The following is a 17,155-nucleotide window of genomic DNA, read 5'->3' as shown; positions in this document are numbered from 1 at the left end:
CTTAGTCGACGCCGACAGCTTCGATGATGTTCAGGCGCGCCGCGCGGCGAGCCGGCGGCACCGAGCCGAGCAGGCTGATCGCCAGCGCGCCGAGGGTGAAGGCAAGGGCCATCCAACTGGGGTGGAACCTCACGCGGAAATTCATCATGTCGCCGCTGACCAGACTGAACAGCCACTGGTCGGCGCAGCCGAACACCAGCCCCAAAACACCGCCAACCACCCCTATTCCGGCCGCCTCGGCCAGCACCATCCGCAGCGTGAGCCGTCGGCTGGATCCCATGGCCCGCAGCACCCCGATTTCACGTCGGCGTTCAAGTACGGAAAGCGTCAGCGTGTTGAGCAGCGCGACGGCGGCGACCAGCACGACGATGATCCATACGGCGTTGGCGATGAACATGCTCTGGTGCATCGGTGCTTGCAGCCCCGCCAGCTCGGCGTTGCCGTCGTAGACGTAGTTCGGCGCCGGTACCGCGGCGCGGACATCGGTTAAAAGCCGACGCGAATCCACGCCAGGGTCCGCGGCGATCTGCAGCGTCGTCGCGATGGGACGGTCGAACCACGCCCGCATTCGATCCAAACTCAGACCCAAGGTGCCGATCACCGTCGAGAAATACGGCACCAGGGCCAACACCGTCGCCTGCTGGACACCGTGCGGTGTTTGCATGCGAAGTTGGTCGCCGACCCGAACGTGCAGGGTCTTGCCCAGATTCTGCGAGAGCACCACCCCGCGACCGGCCAGCACGTCGTCGCGCACCTGCCGGTCCAGTGCCCGGTACAGCGGATCGGTGGTCCCGGCGGAAAATCCGTCGAGCATCACCCGGCTCCCCCCGACTTCGGCGAATCCATATGAGCCCTCGGTGACGTGCGCGACGCCCGGCACGGCGGCCAGCTTCTCGGAAAGTCCTTGCGGCAGTGGATCAGTGGGGTAGCTGTCCGGGGGATTCGCGGTCACCCACACCGGGGTCTGCGCCACCGGCGCGAAGATATCCCGAGCGGATCGGATCATGTCGTTGTTTGTGCCGGTGATCGTGACGGTCGTGATGACCGCGATCACCACCGTCATCACCGTCGCCCATACCCGTCGCGGCGCGCGCTCGATGGTGGCCGCGGCAAGTGCGCCGACGGTGCCGAATATGCGCGCGGTAGCGGCCGCGGCGTGGACGATCGGCGTGGTGAGCGCGAAACCCAGTGCGATTTCGGCAGAGAACACGGCAGACATCGCGATGAATGCCAGCACGCCGCGCGCCGTGATGACGATCGCGATCGACACCGCGAAGACGGCAATCGCCCCGACACCGCACGCGACCCGCAGCCAGTGCGGCACGCGGTCGGCCGCGGACACTCCGACCGGCGCCAATGCCTCGATCGGCGCGACCTTGTACACCTGCCGCGCGGCCATCGCCGAGGCCACTATGCTGGTGAGCGCGGTCGTCACGACGGCGATGGGTATCGCGTAGCCGGGTAACCAGTATTCGATGCGGGCCTCGAGTCCCTGCGTCATAGCCGGTGGTAGGTGGCCAATCGCGATGCGGCCCATCAGGATTCCGATGGCCGACCCGATCCCGCCGCCGATCACCCCGAGTATTGCCGCTTCCGCGAGCATGTCGCGCACGATGACTGTGCGCCGCCCGCCGATCGCGCGCAGCATCGAGATGACCGGCCGGCGCTGGGTGATCGCCATGGTCATGGTGGTGTAGATCAGGAAGGCGCCGACCATCAACGCCACCATCGCACCCATCAGGGCCATGTAGTTCATCAGCTTGACACCGTCGCCGGCCCGGCTAGCCCGCATACTCGGGTCGGCAACGATGGCCCGACCGTTCACCGCAGCACTGACGCCGGTGCGTACCTGGCTTAGATCAGCTCCGGGCTTGATCGTGATCAGAATCGAGTCGAGCTGGCCCTGGCGCCCGATGATGTTCTGCGCCAACGCAAGTGGCGCCAGGACGTAATGCCCACCGTTGAGAGCTGCGACCTCTTTGCCGGCGAGAACCTCGGTCACGATAACCGAACCCGAACCGAGCTGGAACGACTCACCTTTGACACGACCGATTCCCGGACCGATGCGGACCCCGTTGGCGGGCCCCGGCTGATTCACTTGTTGCTCGGGCGCAACAGTTTTCATCGCGTCCTTCAGTGCGCCGCCCAGTGCCGCCAGGCGATCGTCGGCGCCAAACAGCAGCACCGGCCCCGACGAGGTGGATACCGTCGTGCGGATCATCGGCGCGGCGGTAGCCACGCCGGGCACCGCGGCGACCTCGGCGGCGAGCGCGTCGGGAAACCCCGCGTCGGTGATCCCGGACACCTCCAGCGAGGCGATGCCGGCGATCCCATCGCTGAGTCGATTGACCGATCCGGTGATCGACCCGAAGATGCCGAATACCGCGACCAAATACATAGCGGAGACTGCCATTACCGCGATCGAGGCGATGGTGCGCCGCCGGTGCACGGCCAGCTCGCGCAGGCTGAACACACGCAGCCGGCTCGCCGTGGCGCCGATCGCCGAAACCGGGCTCACACCAAAACCGCCGATCGCTCGTTGGAAACAACCCGGCCGTCGGCCAGCATGATCACCCGGTCGGTTGCCTGTGCCGCTTCGGGGTTGTGAGTCACCATCACCACCAGCCGGCCGCGTCCGGCTTCGTGCGCGACGTCGCCGAGCAGCGTCAAAATCGAAGCGCCCGTGGTGGAGTCGAGATTTCCGGTGGGTTCGTCGGCCAGGATCAACGGTGGATCCATCATCAGCGCCCGCGCCACCGCGACCCGCTGCATCTGTCCGCCCGACAGTTCGGCGGGCCGGTGCTGGGTCCGGTGACCGAGGCCGACGCGCTCCAGCAGACGAATCGCATCCGGCTTGGCTTTACCCAGCCGCACGCCGTCGAGCAGCTTCGGGACGGCGACGTTCTCCCACGCCGACAACGTCGGTAAGAGATTGAAGAACTGGAAGATGAAGCCGACGCGCTGATGGCGAAACTGGGACTGCTGTTGATCGTTGAGACGCCCGATCTCGTCTCCGTCGAATTCGATCGACCCGGAATCGGGGGAGTCCAGCGCGCCGAGCAAATGCAGCAACGTGCTCTTGCCGGCACCGGACGGCCCGACCATCGAAACGAATTGACCGCCCTCGAGCCGCAGGCTGATCTCGTCGAGCGCGCGAACGGTTTGTCCGCCAATCCGGTATTCGCGCACCACATCACGCAGTTCGATGGTCAGCAGCTTGTGCTTGGGTCCACTGCAGGTATCGACTCTTCTGAACATGATCCTCCTGCGCCTGCGCACGTAATCAGCGCGTGTCTGCCGCTAACCGCGCGGCGCCCAACGCTCTGGTACCCGGTTAACGAGACCGAATCGTGACGGGTTCATCCAGCGGTTCGGCCTGCGGACGTGTCGTCGGCTGCGGCGTTGAATACCGCGGCGGTATGTCTTCAAAATTTAACCGAGTGCGCCTGGGTGAGAGGTAGCCGACCACTGGTCAGCTACCTAAACTCCTAGGGGTTCGGGGGGTTTTCTGAGGTCACTAGTCGAGCGGGCGGCTATGGAACGACTGAGCGGGCTGGACGCGTTTTTTCTCTACTTGGAGACGCCTACCCAACCATTGAATGTGTGTTGCGTGTTGGAGTTGGACACGTCGACCATGCCGGGGGGCTACACCTACGGCGGGTTCCGCGCCGCGTTAGCGAAGAGCATCGCGGCCGTGCCGGAATTCCGGATGAAACTCGCCGACAACCAGCTGAATTTCGATCACCCGGTGTGGGTGGACGACGACAACTTCCAGCTGGAACACCATTTGCAGCACGTCGGTGTGCCGGCACCCGGGGGGCGCCGAGAACTGGCCGAGATCTGCGGGTACATCGCGGGTCTGCCGCTGGACCGGGACCGACCGCTCTGGGAGATGTGGGTGTTGCAGGGCGGCGCCAACAGCGACGCGGTCGTGGTGATGCTCAAGGTTCATCACGCGCTCGTCGACGGAGTTGCCGGCGCCAATTTGCTGGCCCACCTGTGCAGCGCCGAGCCCGATGCGCCGGCCCCGAAGGCGGTCACCGGTGCGGGCGGCGGCAACCCCGTGCAGATCGCGTTGAGCGGACTGATGGGCTTTGCCCGCCGGCCCTTGCGATTGGCGACCGTGGTGCCCGCGACAATGCTGACGGTGGCGCAGACCGTGCTGCGCGCGCGAGGGTCGCACGATGGCTGCGCCGTTCTCGGCCCCGTCGTCCCCGCTCAACGGCTCCGTCACGCGCTACCGCAACGTCGCCTACACCCAGCTGGACATGCGCGACGTCAAACGAGTCAAGGACCGCTTCGGGGTGACCGTCAACGACGTCGTTGTGGCGTTGTGCGCCGGGGTGTTGCGGCGTTTCCTGTTCGAGCGCGGTGAGCTGCCCGATAACCCCCTGGTGGCTACCGTGCCGGTGTCGGTGCACGGCAAGTCCGATCGTCCCGGACGCAACCAGACCACGTGGATGTTCTGCCGGGTGGAAAGCCAAATCAGCGATCCGGCCGAACGCATCCGCGCGATCGCCGCCGGAAACAAGGCTGCCAAAGAGCACACCGCGGCGCTGGGTCCAGCCCTCCTGCACGACTGGACGCAGTTCGGCGGCCCGACGATGTTCGGTGCGGCGATGCGCCTGTTGCCGCGCCTTCCGTTCAACCGCAGCGCGTTCAATCTGGTGCTGTCGAATGTGCCAGGCCCGCAAGATCAGCTGTATTTCCTGGGGTGCCGTCTCGACGCGATGTATCCGCTCGGGCCGATCATCGGCGACGCCGGACTCAACATCACGGTGATGTCGCTCAACGGAGAACTCGGCATCGGCCTGATCGGCTGCCCCGATCTGTTGCCCGACCTGTGGGGCATGGCCGACGCGTTTCCCGATGCGCTCAAAGAACTGCTGGAGTGCCAGGACGACAGCTACTCGCCGGATGAGTGAGGCCGCGAGCACACCGTCGGTTGCCGAGTCCCGGTAGGCGGGCCGGCGCTGGATTGCCCGGCGCCTTAATCGCGCCGTACCAGCGCTCGCCGTCGCCGGGCTACGCTGACTGCGAACCGCAGGAGGGTCTTTGACAATGGAACCGAACCAGCTCGACCCCGTCGCCAGCGAACGTCTGTCGCATGCCGGCAAGCTATGGACTTCCGATCTTTCGATCAACGAATTCGCACTGTTGCATGGTGCCGGATTTGAGCCGATGGAGCTCGTGATGGGGGTTTCCGTGTATCACGTCGGCTATCAGTTCACCGGCATCCGGCAGCAGTCGGAGTTGCCGGTGCTGACCGACGCGACCTACCGGGCGCGCTGGAATGCGATGTCGCGCATGCAGGCCGAAGCCGATGCGCTGGGCGCCGACGGAGTGGTGGGTGTCCGGCTCGATTGGCGACATCAAGGCGAAGGCGAACACCTCGAATTCATCGCGGTCGGAACCGCTGTGCGATATGTCGCCAAGCCTGGAGCGTTTCGCAGACCCAACGGGCAGGCCTTCAGCAGCCACCTGTCCGGCCAGGATCTGACCACCCTGCTGCGCTCCGGGTTCGCGCCGGTGGCATTCGTGATGGGCAACTGCGTGTTTCACATCGCCGTTCAAGGCTTTCTGCGGACGCTCAGCCAGGTCGGGCGCAACGCCGAGATGCCGCAGTGGACGCAGGGCAGCTATCAGGCCCGGGAGCTGGCCATGTCGCGCATGCAGAGCGAGGCCGAACGCGACGGTGCAAACGGCGTCGTGGGAGTGCATTTCGCCATCTCGAATTACGCCTGGGGGCATCACACCGTCGAGTTCTATGTGGCCGGCACCGCCGTGCGGCGCACCAGCGAGCCGCAGACCATCACCCCCTCGTTCGTGCTGCCGATGAGTGATTGATGACGAGTTACGACCCTGAGCGCGCCAGCCGCGCGATCGGAGCAGCCCTGGCCGGCCCCGGCGGAGTCGGACAAGTGATCAGGGTGTTTTGCGGTGTGCCCGGCGTCATTCTGACACCGGCGCGCCGCGGGCTCTTCCGGTCCGCGCCGGAGCGAGTGCAGATCGGCGACTGGCGTTACGAGCTCACCGCCGACGGTCGACTCAGCGCCGGTCACGTCGTCAATGGCATCGTGTTGGCCGAGGAGATCCTGGCTGTCGGCATCGTCGGCCCGCATATCGCCCGCGCGCTGGGGCAGCTCGTCGGCCACTACGGTGCGACCATCATTCCCAACATCGACGCCGCCGTCGAGGTTCTCGAGGCGGCCCCCCGCTACTGAGTGAATAACTCTGGCACCGGTCCCGGGGGCGGGCCGGGGTGATGCGATGCCACGGGCGTGGGCGTCGGCGACGGCGCGGTCGACGGTGCAGTCGAATGCACCGGTGCCGGTGTCGCCGTCGGCGGGTGTCCCGGTCCCGGCGGCGATGACGGGGTCGGGGGAGTAGCGGAGGCAATGCGGTTCGCGCTGAAATCCGCTGCCTGGTCGATCATCCCGATCTGTTGGTACTGCCTATGCGCCGAGAAGTCGCCCGAGCCCGCGCAGATCGGGTCGTTGGGAGCGCACAACTCGATCGTCTTGCCCGCGTAGAGCGGGCCGACGGTGACGGCCGGTTGATTGATGAAGCTCATGAACTGGGTCGACGGTTTCCCGAACAGGGCGACCGCGGCGACGTGACTGGCCACATCGGCAGGCATCGGCTGCAGGTCCTGCCCAAGACTCGTCCCGTCGGGCACCTGACTGGCGGTGACGAAGCCCATGACCGCGGCTCCTTGGGAGTAACCGCCAAGCACCATCATCGTTTTGGGGCAGCTCGACGCCATTTGTTCGACGTGCGTGCCCGCGTCGGTTATGCCGTCGACTGCCCTGGGAAAGTCCATGGACGCCGGATAGCTCACCGGGTACACACCGACAGATTTCGGTGCGACGTGGGCGCGCACCGAATCGACGAAATTCTGCCCGATATCGCCCAGTCCGGGCGCCTCGTCAGTTCCTCGGGCGAACACGGCCTCGACATCGGGGCACGGTTCGGCAGATACGGCGGGAACGGGGGCGGTCAGCAGCGCCGTCCACGTGGACGTTATAGCGGCACAGAGCAAAACAGGGAGGGCGTACGCCTTCACGCGTTGATTTTGTCACATTTTCGCCAGCAGCGCCCGGGCAATTTGGTATCCGCTGGCGTGTCGGCCGCGGCAGGCCGCCTATGAGCGAAGTCGTTGTAGCGCAGCTACTTTGGCGCATCTGAGTCGCCGCTATGCCGCCGGTGCAGAAATGCGCTGCCCGCACGCAGCACGCCACGAAATGCGTAGCCGGCCGCGAGCACGCACAGCAGGATCAGCAGGATGAACATCGGCAACCAGTTGCCCCGGCTGTGGTCGACGCCCCACCAGACGATCGTGAAGAGCACCGCGCACAACATCACCACCACATCGCGCCAGTTGCCCTGGTAGGACATCGCGGCCCGGCGCAATGCACGGCTGCGGTTCGCGGCGTCGACCAAGTCGTCGACCCTGGCGTCGATCGAGCGGCGCAGCGCGTCGCGCCTTTCGGTGGCCTCGGCAGGCAGGCGATCCAGCAAATCCATGTCCTGCTGGATCAATTGCCGGTAGTCGGGACCCCGGAATTGCACGGCCGCCAGCGCCAGTAAGACACCGCCGAAAGCGGGTGCGCTGTCCAACGCGAGCTGTCCAAGTCCGACCATGGTCACTCCTCCTCGAGCGGGTGATCCCGGATCAGGACGCCGCCGAGGGCCGTCGCCGCGCTCGCGGCTCGGGAGTCCGCAACGGGTCCATCGCCTGGGCGATTTGCGGGTAGGCGATCGCCGGCCCGATCCAGCGGACCAGGTAGCGCCGAAGATCCGCGCCGCTGCGGGCGGGCCGGCCGGGGTCTGCGAGGAACGAGTGCAACAGCCGAAGGGTGAATTCGTTCAACTCGTCCAGGCCCGCGTCGTCGAAACCGTGCTGCTCCCAATCGATATCGAAGCGGTGCAGCATCGATCGCCCGAAGGCCAGCGCGGTATCCGACACGATGGAGATCGTCTGACCCCCGCGGTGGCGCTGATTCAGCACCAACTCCAGCTGATTGTCGGACGCCAGCTGCTCGACGCAGAACGCAAAACTCTCCGTCACCGCCAGGACGGGATCGGTGATGCCTTTGAGGTGGGCCGCCAGATGATCGAGGAAGCCGTCGGCCGATCGCATCGCGCTCGCCACCAGCAATGCCTGGGTCCCGGGGAAGTACCGGTACACGGTCTGCCGGGTCACGCCCAGAGCCCGGGCGACATCGGCGATCCGCATGGCCGAGCCGCGCTCGTCGATGATCTTGTCCGCCGCATCCAGGATCCGCTCGATCGCCTCTTCATCGGAGGCGGGCGTGTTCCCGGCCCAACCGTGACTGCGCATAACTAGCGGGCGGCAAACATGTTGTCGGTGCTCATCACCGCTAGATCATATCGTCGCAGCTAGACGATCGTTGCTGATGCGCTTAGCCGACGCCGCGACCGGGGCCCGCAGCCCGAACAACCTATGACGAGACACTATCGCAGGTGTGTATGCTCACTGCTAATCAGGAGGCCCGGAACATGCAGTACGACACCGTGATCATGAATGGACGATGGTTCGACGGAACCGGCGCGCCGTCGGCTGTTCGCAACATCGGGGTGCGCGACGGCCGCGTGGCCACCATCACCGACGAGGTGCTGGACGTGACCGGCGCCGATGTCATCGACGCAACAGGGCAGTGGGTGATCCCCGGGATCATCGACATCCATACCCACTACGACATCGAAACACTCTGTGAACCAGCGCTTTCCGAGTCACTGCGACACGGTGTCACGACCGTGCTGCTGGGCTCCTGCTCGCTGTCGACGGTGTACCTGGACAACGTCGACGCGGGCGACATCTTCGGCCGAGTCGAGGCGATTCCGCGGCGCTACGTCATCGAGCAGCTCGACAAGGCCCGGTCGTGGAGTACCCCAAAGGAGTATGTGGCCGCCCTGGAGGAGCTGAACCTGGGTCCCAACGTGGCCGCGTTCATCGGCCATTCCGATATGCGGGCGGCGACGATGGGGCTCGACCGGGCGACCCGCAAGGACATCCGGCCGTCGGCGGGCGAATTGGCGCGGATGGAGTCGATGCTGACCGAAGCGCTCGACGAGGGCTTCGTCGGGATGTCCTCGCAGCAATTGCTCTTCGACAAGCTCGACGGGGAGGTGTGCCGGTCGCGCACGCTGCCGTCGACCTATGCCACGTCACGCGAACTGCGTCGGCTCAACGCTATTCTGCGGCGCCGCAACAAAATCCTGCAGTCGGGTCCCGACATCAAGAATCCGCTGTCGATCTTCTCCCAGCTGGCGGCCTCGCTCGGGGTGGGCCGCCGTCGCCTCAAAACCAGTCTGCTGTCGGCCGCCGATGTAAAGGCCCTGCCACCGGTCATCTACCTGATGGAGGCCGCGGCGCGGGTCGTCAATCGACTTGGCGGTGACTTTCGCTGGCAGCATTTGCCGGTGCCGTTCGAAGTGTATGCCGACGGGATTTCGCTGGTGATCTTCGAAGAATTCGGCTCCGGCGCCGCTGCCCTGCATCTGCAGGACGAGCTCGCCCGCAACGAGCTGATGCGCGACGAGGAATACCGGCGCCAGTTCCGCAAGGACTACGACCAGAAATACGGGCCGCGAGTGTGGCACCGTGACTTCTTCGACGCCGACATCGTGGCGTGCCCCGACGAATCGGTGGTAGGCAAGTCTTTTGGGCAGGTCGGGCTCGATCGCGGCGGCCTGCATCCGGTCGACGCGTTCCTCGATCTGGTGCTCGAGCACGGCGAGGCACTGCGCTGGCGTACCACGATCTCCAACCACCGGCCCGAGTTGCTCAAGAAGCTGGCGCAAAGCCCATGCGTCCAGATGGGGTTCTCCGACGCGGGCGCGCACTTGCGCAACATGGCGTTCTACAACTCCGGCCTGCGGCTGCTGCGGCACGTGAACGACGCCGCGAAGCGCGGCACGCCGTTCCTGTCGATCGAGCAGGCAGTGCACCGGCTCACCGGTGAACTCGGAGCCTGGTACGGGATCGACGCGGGCACCCTGCGTCAAGGCGACCGGGCGGACATCGTGGTCATCGACCCGGACAAGCTCGACGAATCGCTCGATGCGTACGCCGAGCACCCGGTCGAGTCCTACGGCGGACTGTCGCGCATGGTGAACCGCAACGACGACACCGTCACGCACGTATTCGTGTCGGGACAACCAGTGTTCAACGCGGGACAGGCCTCGCCGGTGCTGGGCAAGCAGCGGTTCGGCCAGTTCTTGCGTGCCGGTGAGCCGGCCCGGGCGCTTACACCGGCGGTCTAGCCGGATCCTGTTGCGATTGCCGGCTTTCGGCGGCGATCTGCTTGGCCCACCGATAGTCGGCCTTGCCGGCCGGTGAGCGCTGGATCTGGGCCGTACGGATGATGGCCTTCGGCAGTTTGTATCGGGCGATGTGTTGCCGGCACGTCTCTAGCAGTTCCTCGTCGGAGGGATCCTCGCCCTCGACGAGTGCAACGATCGCGACGACCTCATTGCCCCAGCGCTCCGAAGGCCGGCCCGTGACCACGACGTCGTAGATGCCGGGATGTTCGGCCATGGCGGCCTCGACTTCTTCCGCGAAGATCTTTTCGCCGCCGGAGTTGATCGTGACGGCGTCACGGCCGAGCAGTTCGATACGTCCGTCGGCGAGGAAGCGGGCCCGGTCACCCGGAATCGACCAGCGCACCCCATCGACGATCGGGAAAGTGCGTGCCGTCTTCTCCGCATCGCCGAGGTAGCCGAGCGGGATCGTGTTGCGCCGCGCCAGCCAGCCCTCGCCGCCGCCGGGCCCGATTTGCCGACTGAAATCCGCTGCTATAACGCCAGTTTCGGCGCCCGGAGTGAAAGCGGCAACGACGGTGGGTTCCGATTGTGCCGGCATGGCACTCATCTGCAACCCGGTTTCCGAGGCTCCGGCGGAATCGATCACCAGCAGGTTCGGCAGCGCCGTCAGAAAGCGCTTGCGAACACTGGGAGTCAGCGCCGCGCCGCCGTTGCTGATCGACACGAGCCCCGACAGGTCGTAGTCACCGCGCTCGATCTCATCGATGAGTGGGCGCGCGATCGCGTCGCCGACGACCGGGATGCTCATCACCCGTTCGCGTTCGACAAGTCGCAGAATTTCGTCGGCGCGAATGCGGTGAACGTCGTCGGGGAAGGTGATCCAGCCGCCCATCGTCATGATCTGGAATGCGCCCCACTGCGCAGCGCCGTGCATCAGCGGCGGGATCAGCAGCACCGAGGCGAACCCGGGCGCCGCGGACGCGCGCTCGGCCAGTTCGCCATAGGACGTCATCGCCTCGTCGGAGCCGAAAGGCCGTCCGCCCATTGAGGATACGAACACATCATGCTGGCGCCACAGCACACCCTTGGGCATTCCGGTGGTGCCGCCGGTGTAGAGCATGTAAAGGTCGTCCCCGCAGGGGGTGGGCATTCCGCCGGGCGGGGGTGGTGTCTCGATGATCGATTCGTAGTCCACCGCACCGGGCAGCAACGGCTGCCCGGAATCGTCTGCCACCTGAATCAGGAATTCCAGCTGGGGGAGTTGATCGCGAATCGACGCGACGCGGGGCGCGAACTCGGCGTGGTAGACCAGGGCGCGGGCCCGGGCGTTGGCGAGCAAATAGACCAGCTCGGCATCGACGTAGCGGTAGTTGACATTGAACGGTGCGATGCGCGAGCGATAGGCCCCGATCATCGCCTCCAGGTAGTGGTTGCCGTTACGCAGATACAACCCGATGTGGTCCTGGCCGGATTCGTGCCCCTGCAAGCCATCTCGTTCGGTGTGACACCCCAGTCCCAGCGATGCCAAGTAGTGGGCGACGCCGTCCACGCGTGCGTCCATCTCGGCGTAGGTCCACTGCCGGCCGCGCCAGAGCAAGACGCGTTGCTTCGGCAGTGCCTGTGCCAGAGTCGAAAACACCGTCGACAGGTTGAATCCGCTATCACCCATGACTCTCCTCGAAGTCTTCCCCGGCGCTCCCCGGCGGGCATGACCAATCCACTTCACTTGTGCGGCCGGCTAATCAGGCAACCGAGGCCCCCAAGATGAGGTTGACCGCCTCGTCGAGTTGCCCGGCGATCTCCTCGTAGCTGACGAATCGCGCCGTCATCAGCGCGCCGGCGAACGTCATCTGCAGGGTGGTCTTCACCGCGCGCGGCCAGCCCGGGCCCAGCGCGGCGGCGATCCGCTTGGACACTTCTTCACCGATCTGTTCGCGCAGCGGTGCAACGGCCGGATCGTCGGCCATCAAGGCTGTTCCGCAGGCGGCACTCAACTCAGGCTCGTCGGCCACGGCCACCGCCATGTCGCGCAGCGTCGCGCTCACCCTGGTCTTGGTGGTGTCGTTGACGTCGGTGTGCAGCGGCAGCGCACGCAGAAAGCGCAGATAGACGGCAGCCACCAGAGCACTCTTCGACGGGAAGTAGGTGTAGGCGCTGGCCGGCGATACCCCGGCCCGCGCCGCGACGGCCCGCATCGTCAGGTTGGCGTACGACGACTCGCGCAGTTCGGCCAGACCGGCGTCGAGGACCTTGCGGATCGTCTGACCTGGCCGACGATCCGAGCGGCGCCCCCCCGCGGCACCGTCCGCCGACCGGGCCGCAGGTGCCGTTTCTCTAGACACCCGTCCAGTGTAGAAAACCGCGACCGCACGGCCAACCACCCCGTCGCCCGACGGTTAAACGTCCTGGTACTGCGTCGACAGCGGCTGTTTAGTCTCGCCTGGCGGACACGCGCAGGTTGCTCTGCCGCTTCAAACGCAGACAGCTGTCCAAAATTTTTGGCTCTTCGTGTCGCGTGCCCCGCGAGTCGTAAGGTGGCGGCTGTGACCCGGGAGGACCAGCGCCGTTGGGACGAGCGGTACACGAGCAAGGAACCGGCGTCCGGCGCGGCGGTTGGGCCTCCTGCTGCCTTCGCCGCCTATGCCGACATTTTCCCGACGACGGGGCGGGCGCTCGACGTCGCCTGCGGCCGGGGACTCGCCAGCGTATGGCTGGCGCAGCGAGGACTGCAGGTCATGGGCATCGACGTCTCCGCGGTTGCCGTTGGCCAGGCCCGCGAACTGGCCCGGCACAGCGGCATCGAGGAGCGTTGCCGTTTCGATGTCGTAGATCTCGACGACGGATTGCCGGACGGTCCACCCGTCGACGTGATCGTCTGCCACCGATTCCGCGACCGTCGCCTCGACCAGGCATTGATCGACCGCCTGGCGCCGGGCGGCCTGCTGGCCACGGCGGCGCTCAGCGAAGTCGGGGCCGAACCGGGCCCGTTTCGCGCGGCGCCCGGTGAACTTGCGGTGGCCTTCGCGCAACTACACGTCATCGCCGCCGGCGAAGGCCAGGGGCAGGCGTGGCTGCTGGGGCGCGCCTGACGATCTACCCCTGCGCGCGGCTCGATCGCCGCCGCGTCGGTGCAGCGTCGCGATGTGCCGGCGTGCCACTGCGATGCACAGGTGTGCCTCCGCGATGCGCCGGCGTGCCAGTGCGATGCGCGGGTGCGCCACTGCGCTGTGCGGGTGCGCCACTGCGCTGTGCGGGTGCGCCACTGCGCTGTGCGGGTGCGCCGCCACGGCGGCGCCTCCCACCGGCCTTCGGCCGCTGCTGCTGAGGTGACTGCGCGGGCACCTGGACGGGCGCCTGGTACGGCGCGACCTCACCCACCAGCGCGTGCACCGCGTCCGATGTCGCGGTCACTTGCTGGGGTGCGACTTTGATACCCGCCTTGCGCATCAACGACTGCGTGTCGTGCCGCTGCTCGGGAAGCACCACCGTGACGACGTCACCGGCGCTGCCCGCCCGGGCCGTGCGCCCGGACCGGTGCAGATAGGACTTGTGCTCGGCGGGCGGATCGATGTGCACGACGAGTTCGACCTCGTCGACGTGCACACCACGCGCGGCAATGTCGGTGGCCACCAACACCCGGGCGCCACCGGAGGCGAACATCGCCAGGTTGCGCTCGCGGGCGGGCTGAGACAGGTTGCCATGCAGGTCGACCGACGGAACTCCCGACTCGGTGAGCTGCTTGGCGAGCTTGCGGGCCTGATGTTTGGTGCGCATGAACAGAATCCGGCGCCCGGTACCCGAGGCGAGCCGGTGCACGACTTCCTTCTTGGTTTCCGCGTTGGCGACGTGGAACACGTGATGGGTCATCGCGGGTACCGGCGAGTCGGCGCCGTCGACGGAGTGTGACACCTCGTCGCGCAGGAATTTCTTGACTAGTTTGTCGACGCCGTTGTCCAGCGTCGCCGAAAACAGCAGCCGCTGACCGCCATTCGGCGTGGCGGCCAGGATCCGGGTGACGCCGGGCAGAAAGCCGAGATCGGCCATGTGATCGGCTTCGTCGATCACGGTGATCTCGACAGCCTCGAGGCTGATCAGCCGCTGCTTCATCAGATCCTCGAGCCGGCCCGGGCAGGCCACCACGATGTCCACGCCGGACTTCAGGGCGCTCACCTGGCGGCTCTGCGAAACGCCACCGAAGATCGTCGTGACGCGCAGCCCGCAGGCCGCTGCCAGCGGCTCCAGCGTCGCGGTGATCTGGCTCGCCAGCTCACGGGTTGGTGCCAGCACCAAACCCGATGGCCGCGACGGACGCCGGTTTCCCTCGGAGAGCCGGCTGACCAGCGGGATCGAAAAGGCAAGCGTCTTACCGCTGCCGGTCTTCCCGCGGCCCAGCACGTCCCTGCCGGCCAGCGTGTCGGGAAGGGTTTCGACCTGAATCGGAAATGGATGTTCGATGCCGCGCTCGGCGAGTGCGGTGACGATTGCTCGTGGCACGCCAAGATCGGCAAACGTTTTGTCGGTAGTCACTTTTCGGTGCCTTTCAGGCATCGGTGCCGAGCCGGCGACGAGTACATCGTGCGGCCATCAGCACTAGGTGGCGAGATTGCCGGTCGGCAAAATCGATCGCCGCGAGACAAGCTAGTGCGGATGCACGGTCATCTGGATTCGGTGTTGAGCACGGACTTCGGGCTGGCAACCGGGGATGAGAAGCGTTCCACGACGGGGTTGGCGTTCAAGGGATGAGTCCAACGTTGCCACCAGCCTAGCGCACCCGGCGCCGAATGGCTAAACGCCGCCGGTCGCTCCGGTCTCCAACCTGGCCCGGACCGCCGCCAACCGCTCCGTCAGCTCGGCCTCGTCGATCACCCCGCGCGCCACCAGCGAGTGCGCCAATGCGACGAGCCGGTTCTCCGGGTAGGGCAGTTCGGAGTAGACAGTGGCCGACAGCTCGTCTTCTTCGTCGCGCCGTTCGGCAAAGTTGAGTACTTCTGGGCCGCAAGCGCTTTGGTCAAGTGCGTCGCACATGCCTTCGAGGCTCGTTTTCCAGGGGGGAATGGGATTATCAACCCCATATTTCGCCGCCATAAGGCCCCAAATCTGGTTGCGTTCAACGATTTTCGCCAAAGGTGTGATTGGGGACCGTTCGGGAGTGCTCATTGGTCTGCTTCGGTCAGTCGCCGACCGGATGGTTGGCGGGCCGGGTTCGGGTGACGGCATTCGTCGTCACGTCGGGCCTGGGCAGCGCAACTCCGATCAGACAATCGCGGGTGATGATCTCGACCAGCTGATCCTCCGACCAGCCGTCGGTTCCAACGGGGCGCACCGGCATCACCATGAAGCGGTGCTTCTGATTCGAATCCTCCACGCGGATCTCCACGTCCTCGGCAAGGTAGAGCCCGAACTCCGCGAGCACCTGGCGGGGCCAGCGCACGATCCGACGGCGGAAATTGGGGGTGCGGTACCACTCGGGCGAATTGCCCAATATCGGACGCGGATAGCACGAACACAGCGTGCACACGATCACGTGATGCAACGTCGGTGTGTCTTCGAGTACGTGAAACGCGGTGAAATCACTGGGTGTTCCAAACCCGGTGGGTTGCATCCAGTCGACGCCCACCTCCTTGCTGGCGGCCAGCGGATCGGATAGCACCAGGGCCTTGTACTCGGGATCGAGCCAGGCCCGGGCCACCAGGCGGGCGGCCGGGGTGGGGCCGATATGTTCGGCGAACTCGGTGAAGTGCCGATGATCCTCGGCGGTGAAAATCCCTTTCTCGATGCACAATTCGCGCAATGCGATCTCGAGGACTTCGAAGTCGGTGATTTCGTCCACCATGGGTGCGGCGGTACGGTCGTGGTCGTGGTCGTGGTCGTGGTCGGTCATGCCGACGTCCTTTCATCGGCGAAGTCGAGCCAGCGTTGCGGAATCTCGGTCTGAAGAGTGTCGTTTGGAGGACCCGTGTAGCCCTGCCACAGCTGCGAGAGGTTGAAGCGCACGATGTAGAACCACTCGGGTTTTTGGTCGGGCCCGTCCCAGGTCTCGTCTTCGGCGGCAGGGCTTTCGTACGAAACTTTCGCGATCTCGCCGGTCGCGCCCCGGACGTATTCCTGGGTGCGGGTATAGAGCAGGACCGGCAGCTCACGGACCACGACCTTGTCGCCGACTGTGAACTTCGGGTCACCGGCCTGCCCGGCAAACACCTGCGGGTCGCCTTTTCCGACGGCGTGCCGGTGATGACGGTTGCGTTTGACTGAGGAGGGGTCGCCCTCGAACTTCGGCTTGGCCTCCAACGGTTTTCCCTGCAGGCCGCCCGCGTAGCGAGCCTTCACCTCGGCCATGCGTTCGGCCAGCTCGCTCAGGCCGATGTGGTGCTTCTCGACCAGGACGCGCACCACCGCGAGCTGCCAGCGCGCGTAGTAGGGAAGCCCAAGATAAATCGTGCGGCCCAGGTCGACATTGCCCATCCGGCGCCGTTCTTCGGACAGCCAGATTCCGCGCAGCCCGAGCACCTCGCACATGACGTAGGTGTTCTCTTCCCAGATTTCGTATTGCTTGTTTTCGAATTCGAGCGGCGCATCCGGCTCACCACCGACGTCGTGCGGAGTCTTGGTGTAGGCGGTGAACCGGTCATGGTCGATGAGATCCGGAGCGGGTGCGTTCGGCAGTTCCGGGAACGAGGACTTCAGCCTGGCAACCAGATCCAGCTGCTCTACCCGATCCTGCGGAGTCGCCATCAGAGCCCCATTCGTTCATCCGGATCTGCGCTGAGTCGTAGTCCAGTGCTTACCGAATACAGCTCACTCCTCCGGTCAAGATCACGCAAGTGGTGGAGGATTTTCGATGCGGAAATTGCAATGCGCGTTTGGG

General features: G+C 65.7%; 15 protein-coding genes and 2 pseudogenes. 6 read left to right on the top strand and 11 right to left on the bottom strand.

What is annotated here, in order from left to right; all coding sequences use genetic code 11:
- Window position 1: 1 nt before the first annotated feature.
- A complete protein-coding gene (locus ACAG21_RS15670; RefSeq protein WP_370497044.1) occupies window positions 2-2,518 on the bottom strand; it encodes an FtsX-like permease family protein in 2,517 nt (838 codons plus the stop codon).
- The gene (locus ACAG21_RS15665) at window positions 2,515-3,213 is read right to left on the bottom strand and encodes an ABC transporter ATP-binding protein (RefSeq protein WP_370497332.1); all 699 of its coding nucleotides are present in this window, start codon (window positions 3,211-3,213) and stop codon (window positions 2,515-2,517) included. The genes ACAG21_RS15670 and ACAG21_RS15665 overlap by 4 nt, the downstream gene beginning before the upstream one ends.
- A 322-nt stretch (window positions 3,214-3,535) precedes the next feature.
- Here ACAG21_RS15665 and ACAG21_RS15660 point away from each other — a divergent pair.
- From ACAG21_RS15660 to ACAG21_RS15645, 4 genes and pseudogenes are all read left to right on the top strand, one after another.
- Window positions 3,536-4,265, top strand: a pseudogene (locus ACAG21_RS15660) (wax ester/triacylglycerol synthase family O-acyltransferase); the annotation flags it as partial.
- A gap of 39 nt (window positions 4,266-4,304) precedes the next feature.
- Window positions 4,305-4,925: a WS/DGAT domain-containing protein gene (locus ACAG21_RS15655; protein ID WP_370497330.1), complete on the top strand. Its 621-nt coding sequence runs from the start codon at window positions 4,305-4,307 to the stop codon at window positions 4,923-4,925.
- A 136-nt stretch (window positions 4,926-5,061) separates the two neighbouring features.
- Window positions 5,062-5,847 carry a heavy metal-binding domain-containing protein gene (locus tag ACAG21_RS15650; RefSeq protein ID WP_370497328.1) on the top strand — a complete coding sequence of 262 codons (786 nt, stop codon included), beginning with the start codon at window positions 5,062-5,064 and terminating at the stop codon, window positions 5,845-5,847.
- Window positions 5,847-6,224 (top strand): DUF5073 family protein, encoded by a 378-nt coding sequence (locus ACAG21_RS15645; RefSeq protein ID WP_370497043.1) that lies wholly within the window; start codon window positions 5,847-5,849, stop codon window positions 6,222-6,224. The genes ACAG21_RS15650 and ACAG21_RS15645 overlap by 1 nt, the downstream gene beginning before the upstream one ends.
- 173 nt (window positions 6,225-6,397) lie before the next feature.
- Here ACAG21_RS15645 and ACAG21_RS15640 read toward each other — a convergent pair.
- The 3 genes and pseudogenes from ACAG21_RS15640 to ACAG21_RS15630 all read right to left on the bottom strand — a co-directional run.
- A pseudogene (locus tag ACAG21_RS15640) lies at window positions 6,398-7,066 on the bottom strand (cutinase family protein); the annotation flags it as partial.
- Between the two features lie 104 nt (window positions 7,067-7,170).
- Window positions 7,171-7,644 carry a hypothetical protein gene (locus tag ACAG21_RS15635; protein ID WP_370497041.1) on the bottom strand — a complete coding sequence of 158 codons (474 nt, stop codon included), beginning with the start codon at window positions 7,642-7,644 and terminating at the stop codon, window positions 7,171-7,173.
- Window positions 7,645-7,675: 31 nt separating this feature from the next.
- Window positions 7,676-8,344, bottom strand: a complete 669-nt coding sequence (locus ACAG21_RS15630; protein ID WP_370497039.1) for a TetR/AcrR family transcriptional regulator — start codon at window positions 8,342-8,344, stop codon at window positions 7,676-7,678.
- A gap of 179 nt (window positions 8,345-8,523) precedes the next feature.
- Here ACAG21_RS15630 and ACAG21_RS15625 point away from each other — a divergent pair, with 179 nt between their 5' ends.
- Window positions 8,524-10,290, top strand: coding sequence for an amidohydrolase family protein (locus ACAG21_RS15625; protein WP_370497038.1), 1,767 nt, complete (start codon window positions 8,524-8,526; stop codon window positions 10,288-10,290).
- On the opposite strand, the gene ACAG21_RS15620 is transcribed toward ACAG21_RS15625, so the two are convergent.
- Together ACAG21_RS15620 and ACAG21_RS15615 are read right to left on the bottom strand one after the other, a co-directional pair.
- Window positions 10,274-11,959 (bottom strand): acyl-CoA synthetase, encoded by a 1,686-nt coding sequence (locus ACAG21_RS15620; RefSeq protein WP_370497037.1) that lies wholly within the window; start codon window positions 11,957-11,959, stop codon window positions 10,274-10,276. The genes ACAG21_RS15625 and ACAG21_RS15620 overlap by 17 nt on opposite strands.
- A 73-nt stretch (window positions 11,960-12,032) precedes the next feature.
- On the bottom strand, window positions 12,033-12,632 hold the full coding sequence (locus tag ACAG21_RS15615) for a TetR/AcrR family transcriptional regulator (RefSeq protein ID WP_370497036.1): 600 nt from the start codon (window positions 12,630-12,632) through the stop codon (window positions 12,033-12,035).
- A gap of 201 nt (window positions 12,633-12,833) precedes the next feature.
- On the opposite strand from ACAG21_RS15615, the gene ACAG21_RS15610 reads away from it, so the two are divergent.
- The gene (locus tag ACAG21_RS15610; RefSeq protein ID WP_370497035.1) at window positions 12,834-13,379 is read left to right on the top strand and encodes a class I SAM-dependent methyltransferase; all 546 of its coding nucleotides are present in this window, start codon (window positions 12,834-12,836) and stop codon (window positions 13,377-13,379) included.
- A gap of 4 nt (window positions 13,380-13,383) precedes the next feature.
- On the opposite strand, the gene ACAG21_RS15605 is transcribed toward ACAG21_RS15610, so the two are convergent.
- The 4 genes from ACAG21_RS15605 to ACAG21_RS15590 all read right to left on the bottom strand — a co-directional run bounded on the left by ACAG21_RS15605 (window position 13,384) and on the right by ACAG21_RS15590 (window position 17,022).
- Entirely contained in the window at window positions 13,384-14,817 is a 1,434-nt protein-coding gene (locus ACAG21_RS15605; protein WP_370497034.1) for a DEAD/DEAH box helicase, read from the bottom strand.
- Between the two features lie 258 nt (window positions 14,818-15,075).
- Window positions 15,076-15,447 carry a thiocyanate hydrolase gene (locus ACAG21_RS15600; RefSeq protein WP_370497033.1) on the bottom strand — a complete coding sequence of 124 codons (372 nt, stop codon included), beginning with the start codon at window positions 15,445-15,447 and terminating at the stop codon, window positions 15,076-15,078.
- A 13-nt stretch (window positions 15,448-15,460) separates the two neighbouring features.
- Window positions 15,461-16,171, bottom strand: coding sequence for a thiocyanate hydrolase subunit gamma (gene scnC / locus ACAG21_RS15595; RefSeq protein WP_370497032.1), 711 nt, complete (start codon window positions 16,169-16,171; stop codon window positions 15,461-15,463).
- Window positions 16,168-17,022, bottom strand: a complete 855-nt coding sequence (locus ACAG21_RS15590) for an SH3-like domain-containing protein (RefSeq protein WP_370497031.1) — start codon at window positions 17,020-17,022, stop codon at window positions 16,168-16,170. The genes scnC and ACAG21_RS15590 overlap by 4 nt, the downstream gene beginning before the upstream one ends.
- Window positions 17,023-17,155 lie beyond the last annotated feature (133 nt).

Source organism: Mycobacterium sp. pR1184 (assembly GCF_041287235.1).
Classification (GTDB): Bacteria; Actinomycetota; Actinomycetes; order Mycobacteriales; family Mycobacteriaceae; genus Mycobacterium.
Note: the sequence above shows the minus strand (reverse complement) of the source record. Positions and strands in the feature narration are given on the sequence as shown.